The following is a 15,475-nucleotide window of genomic DNA, read 5'->3' as shown; positions in this document are numbered from 1 at the left end:
ACATGTTCCGCCTGACAGAGTACATGCACCAACTGGTCAACCCGACCCCGGTGCGCAAACGCCGCCCGGGCCCAGTGAAGCCGGTGGTGATCTGGAACCTGACGCGACGCTGCAACCTGAAGTGCCGCCATTGCTATACCGTCTCAGCAGATGTGGCGTTCCCCGGTGAGCTCAGCCATGAGCAAGCCATGGTAACCCTTGAGGATCTTGGCCAGTTTCGCGTCCCGGCCTTGATCCTCTCGGGTGGGGAGCCGCTTGACCGGTTCGATTTCTTCGACATCGCCAAACGTGCCCGCAATCTGGTGCCTATGCTGGCTTTGTCGACCAACGGCACGCGGATTTACGAGGAATCCGCCGATATGATTGCCGATGTGGGGTTCAACTATGTGGGCATCTCTCTGGACGGAATTGGAGCAACGAATGACTGGTTTCGTGGCGTCGAAGGCGCTTTTGCTGACGCCTTGCGCGGTGTGCGTGAATGCAAGAAACGTGGCATCAAGGTCGGCCTTCGGTTCTGCCTGACCGAAGGCACGCAGCATCACTTGCCTGACTTGCTGAAGCTCTGTGATGAAGAAGGGGTCGACAAGTTCTACTTGTCTCACCTCGTCTATGCCGGGCGGGGCGACAAGAACCGAGGCGAAGACGCCGCACATCAACTTACTCGCAAGGGATTGGACCTGCTGTTGGAGCGCGCGTGGGAAGCCGCGTCAGGCGGGCGACCGTTGGATATCGTGACGGGCAACAATGACGCCGATGCAGGGTATTTCCTGAACTGGATCCGTGCGCACTTTGATGCCGAAAAGGCCGCGCATGTGCGTACGCATCTGGCCGCATGGGGTGGAAACTCCAGCGGGTTGGGAGTCGCCAATATCGACAATCTGGGTCGGGTTCATCCGGACACCTATTGGTCCGATTACACGGTCGGCAACGTGAAAACCAAACCGTTTTCCGAGCTTTGGACCAGCGATGACCCGATGCTGGCCATGTTACGGACCCGTCCTCGCCCACTGAAAGGTCGCTGCGGTGCGTGTGAGCTGAAGGACGTCTGCGGTGGCAACACGCGTATTCGCGCCTTGCAACTGACAGGCGATCCCTGGGCCGAAGATCCGGCCTGTTACCTGTCTAACGAAGAAATCGGCGTGGATGACACAGGAGAGCGCCTGCAGGTCACGCCGTTCCGGGGGAAAAGCCATGATCCGGCGCATCAGTTCTTTGGATAACCCCTCCCTGTTCCGGCAAATCGTGCCACCTGTGGAGCCTGCGGGAGCCTCCGGCGGGAGTATTTGGAAAAAGATGAAGATCGGACTGTTGTGTTCCGTTCTGACGGCTGGTTCGGCATGGGCCGACGCGCCAGCGGATTACGCTGAGCACTGCGCGTCATGCCATGGCGAGAACCGCTTAGGCGGCGTTGGGCCAGCTTTGATCCCCGAGACGTTAAAGCGAATGCGGGGACCGCGGGTTGCAGCGGTGATCGCCGAGGGCCGCACCGCGACACAGATGCCTGCGTTTTCACATGAGCTCGACGCTTTGCAGATCGAAGAACTGGCGGGGTGGCTAAAATCTCCGCTCGAGAGCGACCCGGAATGGGGTGAAGCTGACATCATGGCCAGCCGTATTCTGGACGAGGATTACACCCCGGTCGAAGCACCCGTGTGGGATAGTGACCCGATGAACATCACGCTGGCGGTGGAGACCGGTGATCATCACGTCAGCGTCCTGGATGGCGACACGTTTGAAGTGCTGGACCGGTTCGAGACCCCTTTTGCCGTTCATGGCGGGCCAAAATTCAGCCCAGATGGCCGATACGTTTTCATCATGTCCCGCGATGGCTGGGTTCAGAAATACGACATCTGGGCGTTGAAGCAGGTTGGACGCGTTCGCGCGGGCCTCAACAGTCGCAACATCGCCATGTCAGGCGACGGAAAATGGGTGGCCGTTGCAAATTACTTGCCCAACAGCCTGTCCCTGCTGTCGACCGCGGACCTCTCGGTTGCCACTGTCATTGAAGTCAAAAGCAAGAAAGGCGTGCCCAGCAGGGTGTCTGCCGTCTATCAGGCTCCACCGCGGGAGAGCTTTGTTTTGGCCCTGAAGGACGTGCCCGAAATTTGGGAGGTGTTCTATGGTGCCAATCCGCCGCAATTCGGAATCGGGCATGATTTCCGCATTGAAGGCCAGTTCAAGAATCCTAATCCTTTCCCCGTGCGCAAGATCACCACGCCAGACTATCTGGACGATTTCTTTTTCGATCAGAGCTATGAGTTTGTCATGGGGGCGTCCCGTGGTGGCAAAGGCGGTCAGGTGATTGATCTGGTGATCGGGCACAAGGTCGCCGATCTGGATCTACCGGGGATGCCGCATCTTGGTTCTGGGATTACATGGAAGCATGGTGATACGACCGTGATGGCAACGCCGCACCTGACCGACGGCACAGTTTCCGTGATCGATATGGAAAGCTGGGAAACCGTCAAACGGATCAAGACAGAGGGACCCGGGTTCTTCATGCGCAGTCATGAAAACTCGCCTTATGTCTGGGCCGATGTGTTTTTTGGCCCGAACAAGGACGCGATGCACGTGATCGACAAGCAGAGCCTTGAAATCGTGAAAACTCTGCGCCCCGCGCCAGGCAAAACCGTGGCTCACGTGGAGTTCACCAAAGATGGTAGCCACGCGCTGGTTTCGATCTGGGAAGATGATGGCGCAGTGATCGTCTATGACGCGCAGACGCTGGAAGAAGTCCGTCGCCTGCCGATGCGCAAACCGTCTGGAAAGTACAATGTCTGGAACAAAATCACCTTCTCGGAAGGCACCAGCCACTGACGGCAAATGGCCGGTTTGGAAACTTGCCATTCTGCTCTATCCCGCCACGGCTCTGACCGTGGCTATCAACCTGTTTTTGTTGGGTTTAATCTCACACGGCATCGGGTTCGGAGCGATTGAACCAGTTCCCGCACTTCTGTGGTCCGTCCCTTTGGGCATTCCAGCGACATGGCTGGCAGGCCGCTGGGTACGCGGTTTGATGGACGAAGCAGACGGCTGAGCAAAGAGTCCGTCTGCCTAACCAAAGTCAAGTATCGGCAAGCAGGAATCCCATACGGTTCAGGAAAGACTTCCGAGTTGGATTCTCCATGTCCGCCTATCACTTTCTCCACATCCTCCCTGACCGCGTCTTGCGTGCGGTCTGTGGAGTGGCGGGCGCCCTTCTTCTGTTGTTGCAAATGCTTGGTCCTGTGCTGGCGAGTCCCGGACAAAGCATGTGGGTAGAGATCTGCTCGGAGGCAGGCGCGGTTTGGGTTGAGGTGGACCTTGAAGAGGAAAACACCGATCCAACCGCGCCCTGCCCGAAATGCGCCGACTGTGCGCTATGCGCGGTAACAACAGCCGGACCTGTGCCAGACACTCCGCTGCTGGTCGCGGACCGCGCCCAGCAAATTGTACTCCCTGGGATTGGTGATCCGTGTAATTACCATAACTCGAAACGACTGTGGCCCGAAACCCGAGGGCCCCCGTTTACGACCCAAGAAGAATCTGAACGCGCCCTGCGCGCGTCCATGGCGTCCACCCAAATATTCGGAGGTGCGCCGTGGTCGTAAGTCGCGCAATCCATTTCCTGCTGGCTTTCTCCCTGTCCTGCCTGATGGCGATCAGCGCCCATGCCGACAGTCTGGCCAGTTTCCTGCCCGAGATTGAACCCGCCGATCTGGCCCCCGGTGCCGATTCCTTTGGCCCGGTACGTGACGACGTTCCGGTAGCGCCTGTCCTGAAGGATGGCGAAACTGTCGCCTGGGCATTCTTGACGTCTGACTTTGTGGGCACGACAGGGTATTCCGGCAAACCCATCCATGTGGTCGCCGGTATCGATGAGGATGCGGTGCTGACTGGCGTGCAACTGGTCAAGCATTCGGAACCCATCGTTCTGATCGGGATCCCCAATTCCCGCATGGTCGAGCTGACCGAAGGCTATGCCGGTCTGGACCTTAGGGTCGAGGCCGAAACCGGTGGCGAGGGGCATGACCTCGACATCATCTCGGGCGCGACGGTCACGATCATGGTCATCGACGACAGCCTTGTGCGCGGCGGCATCAAGGTGGCGCGGGCGCTGGGGCTGGGTGGGTTGTCTCCGCTGCAGGCCGATGGACCGAAGCGCGAGGTCGATCTGGCGCAGGATGCGGTTTACGACTGGACCACCCTGTCGGGCGACGGCTCGGTCCGGCGGCTGACGCTGGATATCGGGCAGGTCAACGCGGCGTTCGAGGCCACTGGCGATCAACGGGCCATCAAACGCCCGGAACCAGGCGAACCGGATGACACCTTCATCGACATGCATATGGCGCTTGTCTCGGTTCCGTCGATCGGCAAGTCGCTGCTGGGCGAGGCCGAATATCATAACCTGTTGAACTGGCTGGATGAGGGCGAGCAAGCCATTCTGGTGCTGGGACGCGGGGCTTACAGTTTCAAGGGATCGGGCTATGTGCGGGGTGGCATCTTTGACCGGATTCAGCTGATCCAAGGCGACAGCTCGGTGCGCTTTTTTGACAAACAACAGCGCCGTTTGGGCAAGGTTGCCGCGCCGGATGCACCCAGCTTTACCGAACTCGACATCTTCAAAATCCCCGCCGATGCCGAGTTTGATCCGGCTGAACCGTTCCGTTTGCAACTGCTGGTGCAACGCGCGATTGGTGCTGTCGAAAAGACATTCTTAACCTTCGATCTGGGTTACAAGCTGCCGGAACAGTACCTGCTGCCGGTCGCCGCGCCCGTGGTGGTCGATGACGCCACCGGTGAAGCCGCCGCCAAAGCCGCACTATGGCAGCGCATCTGGAAGGACCGTACTGTCGAGATCGCGGTTCTGGGTGTGATGCTGTTGGTGCTAACAGCGACGTTCTTCTTCCAGTTCCATGCCACCATGGACGCGCGTGTCTTCTACTGGTTCCGCATCGGATACCTGACCATGACTCTGTTCTTCATCGGCTGGTACGCCAATGCGCAGCTGAGCGTGGTGAACCTGATGGCGCTGGCAGGCAGCCTGCGCACCGGTTTCAGCTGGGATGCCTTCCTGCTGGATCCACTGGTGTTCATCCAATGGTTCGCCGTGGCCGCAGCGCTGCTGTTTTGGGGGCGCGGGGCCTATTGCGGCTGGCTGTGCCCGTTCGGCGCGCTGCAGGAACTGACCAACAAGATCGCGCGGGCGTTCAAGGTGCCGCAATGGACTTTGCCCTGGGGTCTGAACGAACGGCTCTGGCCTGCGAAATACATGATCTTCCTTGGCCTCTTTGGCCTAAGCTTTGTGTCAATCCCGCTGGCAGAAACCTATGCCGAGATCGAACCGTTCAAGACCGCGATCATTCTGAAATTCATGCGCAACTGGCCATTTGTGGTCTTTGCGCTGGCTCTGCTGGGGATCGGGCTGTTCATCGAACGGTTCTACTGCCGCTACCTCTGCCCGCTGGGCGGGGCGCTCGCGATCCCAGCCCGTATCCGCATGTTCGACTGGCTGCGCCGTTACAAGGATTGCGGCAGCCCCTGTCAGACCTGCGCCAACGAATGCCCCGTTCAGGCGATCCACCCCACAGGCGAGATCAATCCGAACGAGTGCGTCACCTGCCTGCATTGTCAGGTGCTCTACCAGTCCGAGGACAAATGTCCCGTCGTTATCCGCCAGTTGAAACGGCGGGCCAAGACAGGGTCGGTCACACCTAATACCCCCCTCGGGCAACCACCGGCGAACCATCCGAACGCCAAACCGCAATCCGTTTCCTAAAAAGGAGGAACGATCATGTCGGAACATGACAAGAAACTAAACGTCACACGCCGCGGGCTGCTGGGTGCATCTGCAACTGGCGCCGTGCTGGCCGGGACCGGTCTGGGCAGCACCCTGATGACCGCCAAAGAGGCCAGCGCCGCCGCTAATGCTCATCTGGAGCCCGGCGAGTTGGACGAGTACTATGGCTTCTGGTCCTCGGGCCAGACCGGTGAGCTGCGCATTCTGGGCGTGCCCTCGATGCGTGAGCTGATGCGGGTGCCAGTATTCAATCGCTGTTCGGCCACCGGCTGGGGTCAGACCAATGAGTCGCTGAAAATTCTGACCGAAGGCCTGCTGCCCGAAACCAAAGAGTTCCTAGCCGCGAACGGCAAGGTCACCTATGACAACGGGGACCTGCACCACCCACACATGTCTTTCACCGATGGCACCTATGATGGTCGTTACCTGTTCATGAACGACAAGGCCAACACCCGTGTGGCTCGCGTACGCTGCGACGTGATGAAATGCGACAAGATCATCGAGATCCCGAACGCACACGATATTCACGGCCTGCGTCCGCAGAAATATCCACGCACCGGCTATGTCTTTGCCAATGGCGAACACGAGGCACCGCTGGTCAACGACGGCCAGATTCTCGACGATCCGTCGCAATACGTGAACATCTTCACCGCCATCGATGGTGATACGATGGAGATCGCGTGGCAGGTGATGGTCTCTGGTAACCTCGACAACACCGACTGCGACTATCAGGGCAAATACGCCTTCTCCACCTCATATAACTCGGAAATGGGCATGAATCTGGCCGAGATGACCGAGAATGAACTGGACCACGTGGTCGTATTCAACCTGAAAGGCATCGAAGAGGCCGTTGCTGCCGGCAACTATCAAGAGTTGAACGGCGTCAAGGTCGTGGACGGGCGCAAAGAGGCAGGCGGCAACCTGACCCGTTACATCCCGATCCCGAACTCGCCGCATGGTGTGAACGCCGCGCCCGACAAGAAGCATATCATGATCAACGGTAAGCTTTCGCCGACCGTGTCCGTGATTGATGTCGAAAAAGTGGACGCGCTGTTTGCAGACAACGCTGACCCGCGTTCCGCGATCGTGGCTGAACCGCAGCTGGGTCTTGGCCCGCTTCACACTGCGTTCGACGGTAAGGGCAACGCCTACACCACCCTGTTCCTGGACAGCCAGGTGGTGAAATGGGACATCGCCAAGGCCATCGATGCCTATGGTGGTTCGGACGTTGATCCGATCCTCGACAAGGTGGATGTGCAGTATCAGCCCGGCCACAACTCGACCTCGATGGGTGAGACCGCCGAAGCCGATGGCAAGTGGCTGATTTCGATGAACAAGTTCTCGAAAGACCGCTTCCTGAACGTGGGTCCGCTGAAGCCTGAAAACGAGCAGTTGATCGACATCTCGGGCGACAAGATGAAGGTAGTTCATGATGGCCCGACCTTCGCGGAACCGCACGACTCGATCCTTGTGCACCGGTCCAAAGTGAACCCGGTCAATGTCTGGGATCGAAATGATCCGATGTGGGAAGATGCCCGCAAACAGGCCGAGGCCGATGGTGTTGATCTGGACGAAGGTGCCGAAGAGCCCATCCGGGACGGCAATAAGGTCCGCGTCTACATGACCTCGACCGCGCCAGTTTTCAGCATGGAGAAGTTCACAGTCAAACAGGGTGATGAAGTAACCATCTATGTCACCAACCTGGATGACGTGGATGACGTGACCCACGGGCTGTGCCTGTCGAACTTCGGTATCGCAATGGAAGTGGCACCACAAGCCACCGCGTCTGTCACCTTCATCGCCGACCGTCCTGGTGTACACTGGTATTATTGCCAGTGGTTCTGCCATGCGCTGCACATGGAGATGCGCGGCCGGATGTTTGTTGAGCCGCGGAGCGCATAAGCAATGCGCTGGTCCCTGCTCATACCGCTCCTGCTCGGCTCGCCCCTTTGGGCGGCGGACTGGGATGTGCCCAACCGGGCGGGGGCCATCAACGAGATACTGGCGCAGGCGGCGGATGGAGACACCCTCCGCCTGAGCCCCGGTGTTTATACTGAAACGTTGGTTCTGGACCGGCCCGTCACCCTTGACGGGCTGGGACAGGCCACCATCGACGGACAAGGCCAAGGCAGCGTTATCACCGTGACCGGGCCGGGCGTGACGGTGCGCGGGCTGACGGTGATCGGCTCAGGCTCGGACCATGACGGGATCGACAGCGGAATCCAGCTGACCAAGACGGCATTCGCACCGGTGGTCGAGGATAATGTCCTGCTAGGCAATCTCTATGGCATCGACATCCACGGTGCGAAAGACAGCATCGTGCGGCGCAACCGGATCGAAGGACGACAAGACCAGCGCATGAACGACCGCGGCAATGGCGTCTATGTCTGGAATGCGCCGGGTGCGCGGGTTGAAGACAACGACATTCGCTATGGCCGCGACGGGATCTTTGTGAATTCGTCGAAGAAGAACACCTTTACCAGCAACCTGTTCCGCGATCTGCGTTTCGCGGTGCATTACATGTACGCGGACAATTCAGTGGTCAGCGACAATGTCTCGATCGGTAACGATCTGGGCTACGCGGTGATGTTTACGACCAATGTGACCGTGGCCAACAATGTCTCGATTGGCGACCGCGAACATGGCGTGATGCTGAACTATGCCAACAAGAGCGTCATCACCGGCAACGTTGTGAAAGGTGCGAAAGAGAAATGCACCTTTCTGTATAACTCGAACAAGAACGAATTCACCGACAACTGGTTCCAGGGGTGCGGCATCGGCATCCATTTTACCGCTGGTAGCGAGCGCAATCGCATCGTTGGAAACGCCTTTGTCGGCAACCGGACACAGGTGAAATACGTCTCGACCAAGTGGGTCGAGTGGTCTGAGGACGGGCGCGGAAATTACTGGTCCGATTTCGCCGCCTTTGATGTGGACGGCAACGGCATTGCCGATGCCCCCTATCGCCCCAATGACTCGATGGACCATGTGCTGTGGACCCAACCCGCAGCCAAACTGCTGCTCGGCTCCCCTGCCGTGCAGCTGGTGCGCTGGTCGCAATCGGCCTTCCCGGCGCTGCTGCCGGGGGGTGTGATGGACAGCAATCCACTGATGCAAGCCCCTGAACCCCCAGCAATGAAAAAGGTGCCTCATGACGGATAAGGCCCTGTCAATCGACCATGTTCTCAAGGACCGAGGCAAAACCCGCGTCCTTGACGACATCACCCTGTCTCTTGCCTCTGGACAGCGCGTTGCGCTGCTGGGCCATAACGGCGCGGGCAAGTCGACGCTGATCAAATCCATCCTCGGCCTGACGCCGATCAACGGTGGAACAATCCGGATCGGAGAGGCAACCCCGGGCAGCGCGCAAGCGCGGCGCGAGACGGCCTACCTTCCCGAGGCAGTGTCGTTCCACCCTGCCCTGACCGGACGCGAGCAACTGACTCTGTTTGCGAAACTGTCCGGCGCAAAAGCTGATGTGCCCGGCCTTCTGGAACGCGTTGGCCTGAGCGACGCGCTGGACCGCCGGATTGGTGCCTATTCGAAAGGCATGCGGCAGCGATTAGGTCTGGCGCAGGTGCTGCTGGGCCAGCCAAAAGTGGCGCTGTTAGATGAGCCGACAAGCGGCTTGGACCCGATTTCCCGGCAGGATCTTTATGCCATCATCGACGAGCTGGCTGCGCAAGGCACCGCCGTACTGATCGCATCCCACGCGCTCACCGAGGTCGAGGCTCGCACCGATCTGATCGCTATCATGCGCAAGGGTCAGATGGTCGCCGACGACACGCTGAACAATCTGTCGGCTTTGGCCGGTCTACCGATCCGCTTGAAAGTACGCGCCAGCGTCAATGCTGATGCCTTGGCCGCCGAATTGGGCGGCAGCCGCATCAACGGCGCGTCGGTGGAACTACTCTGTAGCCCAGCCGACAAGATGGAAGCCCTGCGCCGCATCGCTGGCATGGGCGACGCGGTGGCGGATGTCGAGATGACACCGCCGAAACTGGAAGACCTCTATCGCCATTACGCACAGGAGGAATTGAAATGACCCGCTTCCTCGCCGTCACCCGCACCGAAATGCTGATCCTGAGCCGCAACCGCTGGCTGCTGGTTGCGACATTGATCATGGTGCTGTTCGCTTTAGCCCTTACATTTGCGGGCAGCGCACCAACCGGCACACTGGGCGTGGACATGCTGACCGTCTCGGTCGCGTCGATGACCACCTTGTCGGTCTATCTTGCGCCCTTGCTGGCCCTAATGATCTCGTTCGACGCGATTGCAGGCGACTTGGATCGGGGCAGCCTGTCGCTGCTGTTGTCCTACCCGGCGGGTCGCGGGGAAATCCTGTTGGGTAAGTTCACCGCCCATCTGGCGGCGCTGGCCTTTGCCATGGCCGTCGGCTTCGGCACCGCAGGCGCGGTGGCCGCGTTCTTTGGCGGCGCAGGGCCCGAAAGCCTAATGGCACTGGCGCGCCTCATCCTCACTTCGATCCTGTTGGGCGCCGTGTTTTTGGCGCTGGGATACCTTCTGTCTGCCCTGGCAAAGGGGGCCACGGCGGCGGCGGGTTTGTCGGCCGGGCTCTGGCTGGTTTTTGTCGTCCTCTATGATCTGGGCCTGTTGGGGGCCGTCGTCATGGACAAGGGCGGCACCTTCACCCAATCCGTCTTTCCATGGGTGATGGTGGCCAACCCGGCCGACGCATTCCGACTGTGGAACATCGCCGCGACCGAAGGCGTGGCCATGGCATCCGGCATGACCGGGGCTGCGCAAGCCCTTCCCGTCTGGGCCGCGCCTGCGTCTCTGCTGATCTGGCCCGTGTTGGCCTTCGCCCTCGCCCGGCTTGCATTCCGGAGGGTTGAACCATGAAACGTCTCGCGCTGATCGCGCTGGTCGCGCTGGCGGCTTGCAAGGAAGAGGTCGCCGAAGCCCCCGATCCGGTCGATCTGACCCCAGATGCGCTGAGTTTCTTCTGCCAGATGAACATCGCCGAGCATGGCGGACCCAAGGGACAGATTCACCTGGAAGGCTACCCAGCCCCACTGTTCTTTGCGCAAGTGCGGGACATGGTGGCATATCTCAAAAGTCCGGAACGTGACGCGAAAATCACGGCCGTTTATGTCAGCGATATGGGAATTGCGCCAAGTTGGCGCCAGCCGGGGATATCCAACTGGATCGCCGCAAATGACGCGACCTTTGTCGTCGGCGGCAATGTGGCCGGGGGCATGGGCGCGCGCGAGGTGGTGCCGTTTGCCAATCCCACTGACGCTCAGACATTTGTTGACACTTACGGCGGGACGGCGATGCCCCTTCCAGACATCCCCGATGCAGAAGTGCTCGGCCCTGTTGATCTTGATCTGTCGTTGGAGACCCCTGTATGACCGCCCTATCCCGCCGTCGATTTCTGTTTATCTCAGCCGCGTGCGCGGCGGCGAACCCGGCATGGGCCTCGGACGCGCGATGGAATGGAACGGCGTTGGGTGCTGCTGCAAGTTTGCGGCTGGTTGGTTTGTCGAACACGGATGCCGCACCGATCATTGCTGCTGTTGAAGCGGAAATTTCCCGACTGGAAGACATCTTTAGCTTGTACCGCCCAGACTCGCAGCTGAGCCGGTTGAACCGGGACGGTGTACTTACTGCTCCGGCTCAGGAATTGTTGAATGTGTTGAGCTTGTGCACAGCCCTGCACCAAGCTTCGAAAGGTGCGTTCGATCCAAGTATTCAACCGATGTGGTTGGGTTTGGCGAACGGGGCTCGCCCCAAAGACTTGATTGAGGCTCAACGCCTGGTTGGTTGGGAAAAAGTGTCTTTTGACGCGTCTAATGTGCGCCTTCCGGATCCGGGCCAATCGGCCTTGACGTTGAACGGCATCGCGCAGGGTGCCATCACCGATCGCATCGCTGCTCTGCTACGCGACTTTGGCTTGCGAGATGTTCTGGTAAACATGGGAGAGGTCGCCGCTTTGGGCACGCGAAGCGATGGAACGCCTTGGAAAGTTGGGTTGGCCAAACCGGATCAAAGGGTGTTGAAACGCATTGCGTTGCGGAACCGCGCCGTTGCTACGTCGTCATCCTTGGGCACACAGCTAGGTCACGGGATTGGACATATCCTCACCTCTGCAGGGCCAGTGCGCCGCAACAGAACAGTTTCGGTTTCAGCACCGAACGCAAGCCTAGCAGATGGGCTTTCAACCGCCATATGCGCCGCCCCAGACAGTCACGCAGAGGAAATTGTTCAACGGTTTCCCGGCACCCGGATTGAATTGAACGCCTAAGAAAGCCGCCAAAGTGTCAAAGTGATCAATAAAATTTCTGAACGAATATGACTTGGATCAAGTCAGATTCGCGACTTGGCGGTTATCAAAACAAACACGCGAACAAAAAATGTCCACATTCGAGTCACCAGCCATGAGCCAGATGACGAGTAGACGCGCTTTTCTCAGCGCGCGCATACTTAGGGAAGATCGCGATGCGATCCGCCCGCCGGGCGCGGCCGTTTCGGACTTTGCAGATCTGTGCACACGCTGCGAGGATTGCGCCTCGGCTTGCCCCGAAAACGTCATCACATTCGATGACGGTGGTTTTCCCACTCTCGACTTTTCCGCAGATGGTTGCACCCTATGTGGAGACTGCGCCCAAGCGTGCCCAACACTTGCGCTGTTGCCCGAACGTGTGGCCCAATGGCCGTGGCGTGCACAAGTTGATGCGGCAAGCTGCCTGTCAATGAACGGGGTCAGCTGCCGCGTATGCCAGGACAATTGCGAGCAAGACGCCATCCGCTTTCGTCTGCAACTGGGCGGACGGGCGGAGCCTGCGCTTGATACCGAAGTCTGTATCGGTTGCGGAAGCTGCTCTGCTGCCTGCCCCGCCGGGGCCATCTCGATGCACCGCCCCACCCCACAACACCCGGAGGTGACCTAATGAATATCTGTGGCTGTCTCGTCCACATCGCCCCAGATCACACCGACGCCGCGCGTGCGGCAATGACTGGAACCCAAGGCGTCGAGCTTCATGCCGAAGCCGAGGATGGCCGGTTTGTAGTGGTTGTCGAGGATACCGCTGAAAAGCTGGCCTCGGACACCATTATGGATCTGCACCAGATCCCCGGCGTGATCTCTTTGTCGCTGACATATCACCATTTCGAAGATCCGGCGGAGACATCTCCGCAATCAAATGCCCAAAGCCAACCGACCAGCAGGAGGCCCATGCAATGACTGTTTCTGAATCCCGTCGTACTTTTCTAAAGGCATCCGCCGCTGCCGCAACGGCCTCGGCCGCTGGCATTCCGATGGCCGCCGGTCAGGCCAATGCGCAGGCCGATGCGCCCGATATTCGCTGGGACAAGGCCGCTTGCCGTTTCTGCGGCACTGGATGCTCGGTTCTGGTTGGCACCAAGGATGGCCGCGTTGTCGCCACACAAGGCGACCCCGACGCACCCGTGAACCGGGGTCTGAACTGCATCAAAGGCTATTTCCTGTCCAAGATCATGTACGGCAAGGATCGCCTGACCACCCCACTGCTGCGCAAAACCAACGGCGAATACGACAAGAACGGTGAATTTGAGCCCGTCAGCTGGGATGAAGCCTTTGATGTCATGGCCGCCAAATGGAAAGAGGCCCTGGCCAAGAAAGGCCCGACCAGCGTCGGCATGTTCGGCTCGGGCCAATGGACCGTCTGGGAAGGTTACGCTGCGGCCAAAATGATGAAAGCAGGCTTCCGGTCAAATAATATCGACCCCAATGCACGCCATTGCATGGCCTCGGCTGTTGTGGGTTTCATGCGTACCTTTGGCATCGACGAGCCGATGGGGTGCTATGACGATCTGGAACACGCCGATACCTTCGTGCTGTGGGGTTCGAACATGGCCGAGATGCACCCGATCCTGTGGTCGCGCCTGACGGATACGCGCCTGACAAAACCGGGATGCGAAGTGCATGTACTGTCGACCTTCGAGCATCGCTCGTTCGAACTGGCCGACAACGGAATGGTGTTCGAACCACAGACAGACCTGGCAATCCTGAATTATATCGCCAACTACATCATCCAGAATGGCGCGGTGAACGAGTATTTCGTGCGTAACCACGTCAATATCACTAAGACCGCAACCGATATCGGTTATGGCCTGCGTGAAACCAATGCGTTGCAGCAGGAAGCCGCGAACCCGAACTCGGGCAAGCTGGAAACCATCAGTTTCGAGGAATACGCCGAGGCTGTCGCACCCTACACGCTGGAGTACACTTCCGAGCTGTCCGGCGTCCCTGCGGATAAGCTGGAAAAACTGGCGCAGCAATATGCAGACCCAACACGCAAGGTCATGAGCCTGTGGACCATGGGCTTCAACCAGCACACACGCGGGTCCTGGGTGAACTCTCTGATGTACAACGTGCACCTGCTGGTGGGTAAGATATCGGAACCCGGCAACTCGCCCTTCTCGCTGACCGGTCAGCCCTCGGCCTGTGGCACCGCGCGTGAGGTCGGCACCTTTGCCCATCGCCTGCCCGCCGACATGGTCGTCGCGAATGATGAGCACAGGGAAATTTGCGAAACCGCTTGGAACATTCCGGCTGGCACCATCCCGCCAAAGCCCGGCTTCCACGCCGTGTTGCAGCACCGCAAACTGAAAGATGGTGAGCTGAACGCTTACTGGGTTCAGTGCAACAACAACATGCAGGCTGCGCCCAACATCAACGAAGAAGGCTATCCCGGTTACCGCAATCCGGAAAACTTCATCACCGTATCTGATCCTTATCCGACAGTTACGGCGGTGTCTGCCGACCTGATCTTGCCCACCGCGATGTGGGTCGAGAAGGAAGGTGCATATGGCAACGCGGAACGCCGCACCCAATTCTGGCGTCAACAAGTCAAGGCGCCGGGCGAAGCGAAATCCGACCTGTGGCAGTTGATGGAGTTTTCGAAACGCTTCACCGTCGAAGAGGTCTGGGGCGAAGAGCTGCTGGCCAAGATGCCCGAACATCGCGGCAAGACCATGTATGACGTGCTGTTCGCCAACGGCAAGGTTGACCAATTCCCGCTGTCCGAAACTGCGGAAGGCTTCGACAACGACGATGCCGAGCATTTCGGTTACTACGTCCAGAAAGGTTTGTTCGAGGAATATGCCGATTTCGGGCGTGGTCATGCGCATGACCTTGCTCCGTTCGACATGTATCATCAGGCACGCGGCATGCGTTGGCCGGTCGTGGATGGCAAGGAAACGCTCTATCGCTTCCGCGAAGGATATGACCCCTACGTGCCCGAAGGCGCGGATGTGAAGTTCTACGGTCACAAAGACGGTAAAGCCAAGATCATCTTTGCGCCGTACGAACCTGCCGCCGAAGTGCCCGATGAGGAGTACGATCTGTGGCTGTCAACGGGCCGCGTTCTGGAGCACTGGCACTCGGGCTCGATGACTCGCCGGGTTCCGGAACTGCACCGCGCTTATCCGTCGGCTGTGGTGTACATGCACCCAGAAGACGCGCGTGATCGCGGCTTGCGGCGCGGGCAAGAGATTGTCCTGTCCACCCGTCGCGGGGAAGTCACCAGCCGAGTGGAGACCCGAGGCCGGAACAAGGTGCCGCGTGGTTTGGTCTTCATGCCCTGGTTCGACGAGCATCAGTTAACCAACAAACTGACGCTGGACGCCACCTGCCCGCTTTCGAAAGAGACCGACTTCAAGAAGTGCGCCTGCAAGGTCGAGCGCGCGTAA

14 protein-coding genes are annotated in these 15,475 nt (G+C 59.1%); all 14 read left to right on the top strand.

Annotated elements, in window-relative coordinates; genetic code table 11:
* Positions 1–2 precede the first annotated feature (2 nt).
* The 14 genes from nirJ (at position 3) to napA (ending at position 15,475) form a co-directional block, all read left to right on the top strand.
* Positions 3–1,220 (top strand): heme d1 biosynthesis radical SAM protein NirJ, encoded by a 1,218-nt coding sequence (nirJ, locus tag GOV89_RS11810; RefSeq protein ID WP_171238285.1) that lies wholly within the window; start codon positions 3–5, stop codon positions 1,218–1,220.
* 73 nt (positions 1,221–1,293) lie between these two features.
* Entirely contained in the window at positions 1,294–2,817 is a 1,524-nt protein-coding gene (locus GOV89_RS11805; RefSeq protein WP_171177173.1) for a nitrite reductase, read from the top strand.
* Positions 2,774–3,037 carry a hypothetical protein gene (locus tag GOV89_RS11800; RefSeq protein WP_171177174.1) on the top strand — a complete coding sequence of 88 codons (264 nt, stop codon included), beginning with the start codon at positions 2,774–2,776 and terminating at the stop codon, positions 3,035–3,037. Before GOV89_RS11805 ends, GOV89_RS11800 begins: the two co-directional genes overlap by 44 nt.
* 88 nt (positions 3,038–3,125) lie before the next feature.
* The gene (locus GOV89_RS11795) at positions 3,126–3,590 is read left to right on the top strand and encodes a DUF2946 family protein (RefSeq protein WP_171177177.1); all 465 of its coding nucleotides are present in this window, start codon (positions 3,126–3,128) and stop codon (positions 3,588–3,590) included.
* A 44-nt stretch (positions 3,591–3,634) separates the two neighbouring features.
* Positions 3,635–5,758 (top strand): NosR/NirI family protein, encoded by a 2,124-nt coding sequence (locus GOV89_RS11790; RefSeq protein WP_217352162.1) that lies wholly within the window; start codon positions 3,635–3,637, stop codon positions 5,756–5,758.
* 15 nt (positions 5,759–5,773) lie between these two features.
* A complete protein-coding gene (nosZ, locus tag GOV89_RS11785; RefSeq protein WP_171238283.1) occupies positions 5,774–7,681 on the top strand; it encodes a TAT-dependent nitrous-oxide reductase in 1,908 nt (635 codons plus the stop codon).
* Between the two features lie 3 nt (positions 7,682–7,684).
* Positions 7,685–8,941: a nitrous oxide reductase family maturation protein NosD gene (locus GOV89_RS11780; protein ID WP_171177183.1), complete on the top strand. Its 1,257-nt coding sequence runs from the start codon at positions 7,685–7,687 to the stop codon at positions 8,939–8,941.
* Positions 8,931–9,824 carry an ABC transporter ATP-binding protein gene (locus GOV89_RS11775; RefSeq protein WP_171177185.1) on the top strand — a complete coding sequence of 298 codons (894 nt, stop codon included), beginning with the start codon at positions 8,931–8,933 and terminating at the stop codon, positions 9,822–9,824. Before GOV89_RS11780 ends, GOV89_RS11775 begins: the two co-directional genes overlap by 11 nt.
* Complete coding sequence (locus GOV89_RS11770; RefSeq protein WP_171177187.1) at positions 9,821–10,642, top strand: ABC transporter permease; 822 nt, start codon at positions 9,821–9,823, stop codon at positions 10,640–10,642. The genes GOV89_RS11775 and GOV89_RS11770 overlap by 4 nt, the downstream gene beginning before the upstream one ends.
* The gene (locus tag GOV89_RS11765; RefSeq protein ID WP_171177189.1) at positions 10,639–11,154 is read left to right on the top strand and encodes a nitrous oxide reductase accessory protein NosL; all 516 of its coding nucleotides are present in this window, start codon (positions 10,639–10,641) and stop codon (positions 11,152–11,154) included. The genes GOV89_RS11770 and GOV89_RS11765 overlap by 4 nt, the downstream gene beginning before the upstream one ends.
* The gene (locus GOV89_RS11760; protein WP_171238282.1) at positions 11,151–12,047 is read left to right on the top strand and encodes an FAD:protein FMN transferase; all 897 of its coding nucleotides are present in this window, start codon (positions 11,151–11,153) and stop codon (positions 12,045–12,047) included. Before GOV89_RS11765 ends, GOV89_RS11760 begins: the two co-directional genes overlap by 4 nt.
* A 109-nt stretch (positions 12,048–12,156) precedes the next feature.
* Entirely contained in the window at positions 12,157–12,693 is a 537-nt protein-coding gene (gene napF, locus GOV89_RS11755; protein WP_245224427.1) for a ferredoxin-type protein NapF, read from the top strand.
* Positions 12,693–12,986, top strand: a complete 294-nt coding sequence (locus GOV89_RS11750; protein WP_171177194.1) for a chaperone NapD — start codon at positions 12,693–12,695, stop codon at positions 12,984–12,986. Before napF ends, GOV89_RS11750 begins: the two co-directional genes overlap by 1 nt.
* The gene (napA, locus tag GOV89_RS11745; RefSeq protein ID WP_171177196.1) at positions 12,983–15,475 is read left to right on the top strand and encodes a nitrate reductase catalytic subunit NapA; all 2,493 of its coding nucleotides are present in this window, start codon (positions 12,983–12,985) and stop codon (positions 15,473–15,475) included. The genes GOV89_RS11750 and napA overlap by 4 nt, the downstream gene beginning before the upstream one ends.

This window comes from Ruegeria sp. HKCCA5763, from assembly GCF_013034545.1.
GTDB lineage: Bacteria > Pseudomonadota > Alphaproteobacteria > Rhodobacterales > Rhodobacteraceae > Ruegeria.
This window is presented reverse-complemented; position numbering and strand designations above follow the sequence as displayed.

Bases quoted from the DNA above. Each gene is read 5' to 3' on its own strand.
- nirJ (WP_171238285.1), top strand. From the start codon at position 3: ATGTTCCGCCTGACAGAGTACATGCACCAACTGGTCAACCCGACCCCG.
- GOV89_RS11805 (WP_171177173.1), top strand. From the start codon at position 1,294: ATGAAGATCGGACTGTTGTGTTCCGTTCTGACGGCTGGTTCGGCATGG.
- GOV89_RS11800 (WP_171177174.1), top strand. From the start codon at position 2,774: ATGTCTGGAACAAAATCACCTTCTCGGAAGGCACCAGCCACTGACGGC.
- GOV89_RS11795 (WP_171177177.1), top strand. From the start codon at position 3,126: ATGTCCGCCTATCACTTTCTCCACATCCTCCCTGACCGCGTCTTGCGT.
- GOV89_RS11790 (WP_217352162.1), top strand. From the start codon at position 3,635: ATGGCGATCAGCGCCCATGCCGACAGTCTGGCCAGTTTCCTGCCCGAG.
- nosZ (WP_171238283.1), top strand. From the start codon at position 5,774: ATGTCGGAACATGACAAGAAACTAAACGTCACACGCCGCGGGCTGCTG.
- GOV89_RS11780 (WP_171177183.1), top strand. From the start codon at position 7,685: ATGCGCTGGTCCCTGCTCATACCGCTCCTGCTCGGCTCGCCCCTTTGG.
- GOV89_RS11775 (WP_171177185.1), top strand. From the start codon at position 8,931: ATGACGGATAAGGCCCTGTCAATCGACCATGTTCTCAAGGACCGAGGC.
- GOV89_RS11770 (WP_171177187.1), top strand. From the start codon at position 9,821: ATGACCCGCTTCCTCGCCGTCACCCGCACCGAAATGCTGATCCTGAGC.
- GOV89_RS11765 (WP_171177189.1), top strand. From the start codon at position 10,639: ATGAAACGTCTCGCGCTGATCGCGCTGGTCGCGCTGGCGGCTTGCAAG.
- GOV89_RS11760 (WP_171238282.1), top strand. From the start codon at position 11,151: ATGACCGCCCTATCCCGCCGTCGATTTCTGTTTATCTCAGCCGCGTGC.
- napF (WP_245224427.1), top strand. From the start codon at position 12,157: ATGTCCACATTCGAGTCACCAGCCATGAGCCAGATGACGAGTAGACGC.
- GOV89_RS11750 (WP_171177194.1), top strand. From the start codon at position 12,693: ATGAATATCTGTGGCTGTCTCGTCCACATCGCCCCAGATCACACCGAC.
- napA (WP_171177196.1), top strand. From the start codon at position 12,983: ATGACTGTTTCTGAATCCCGTCGTACTTTTCTAAAGGCATCCGCCGCT.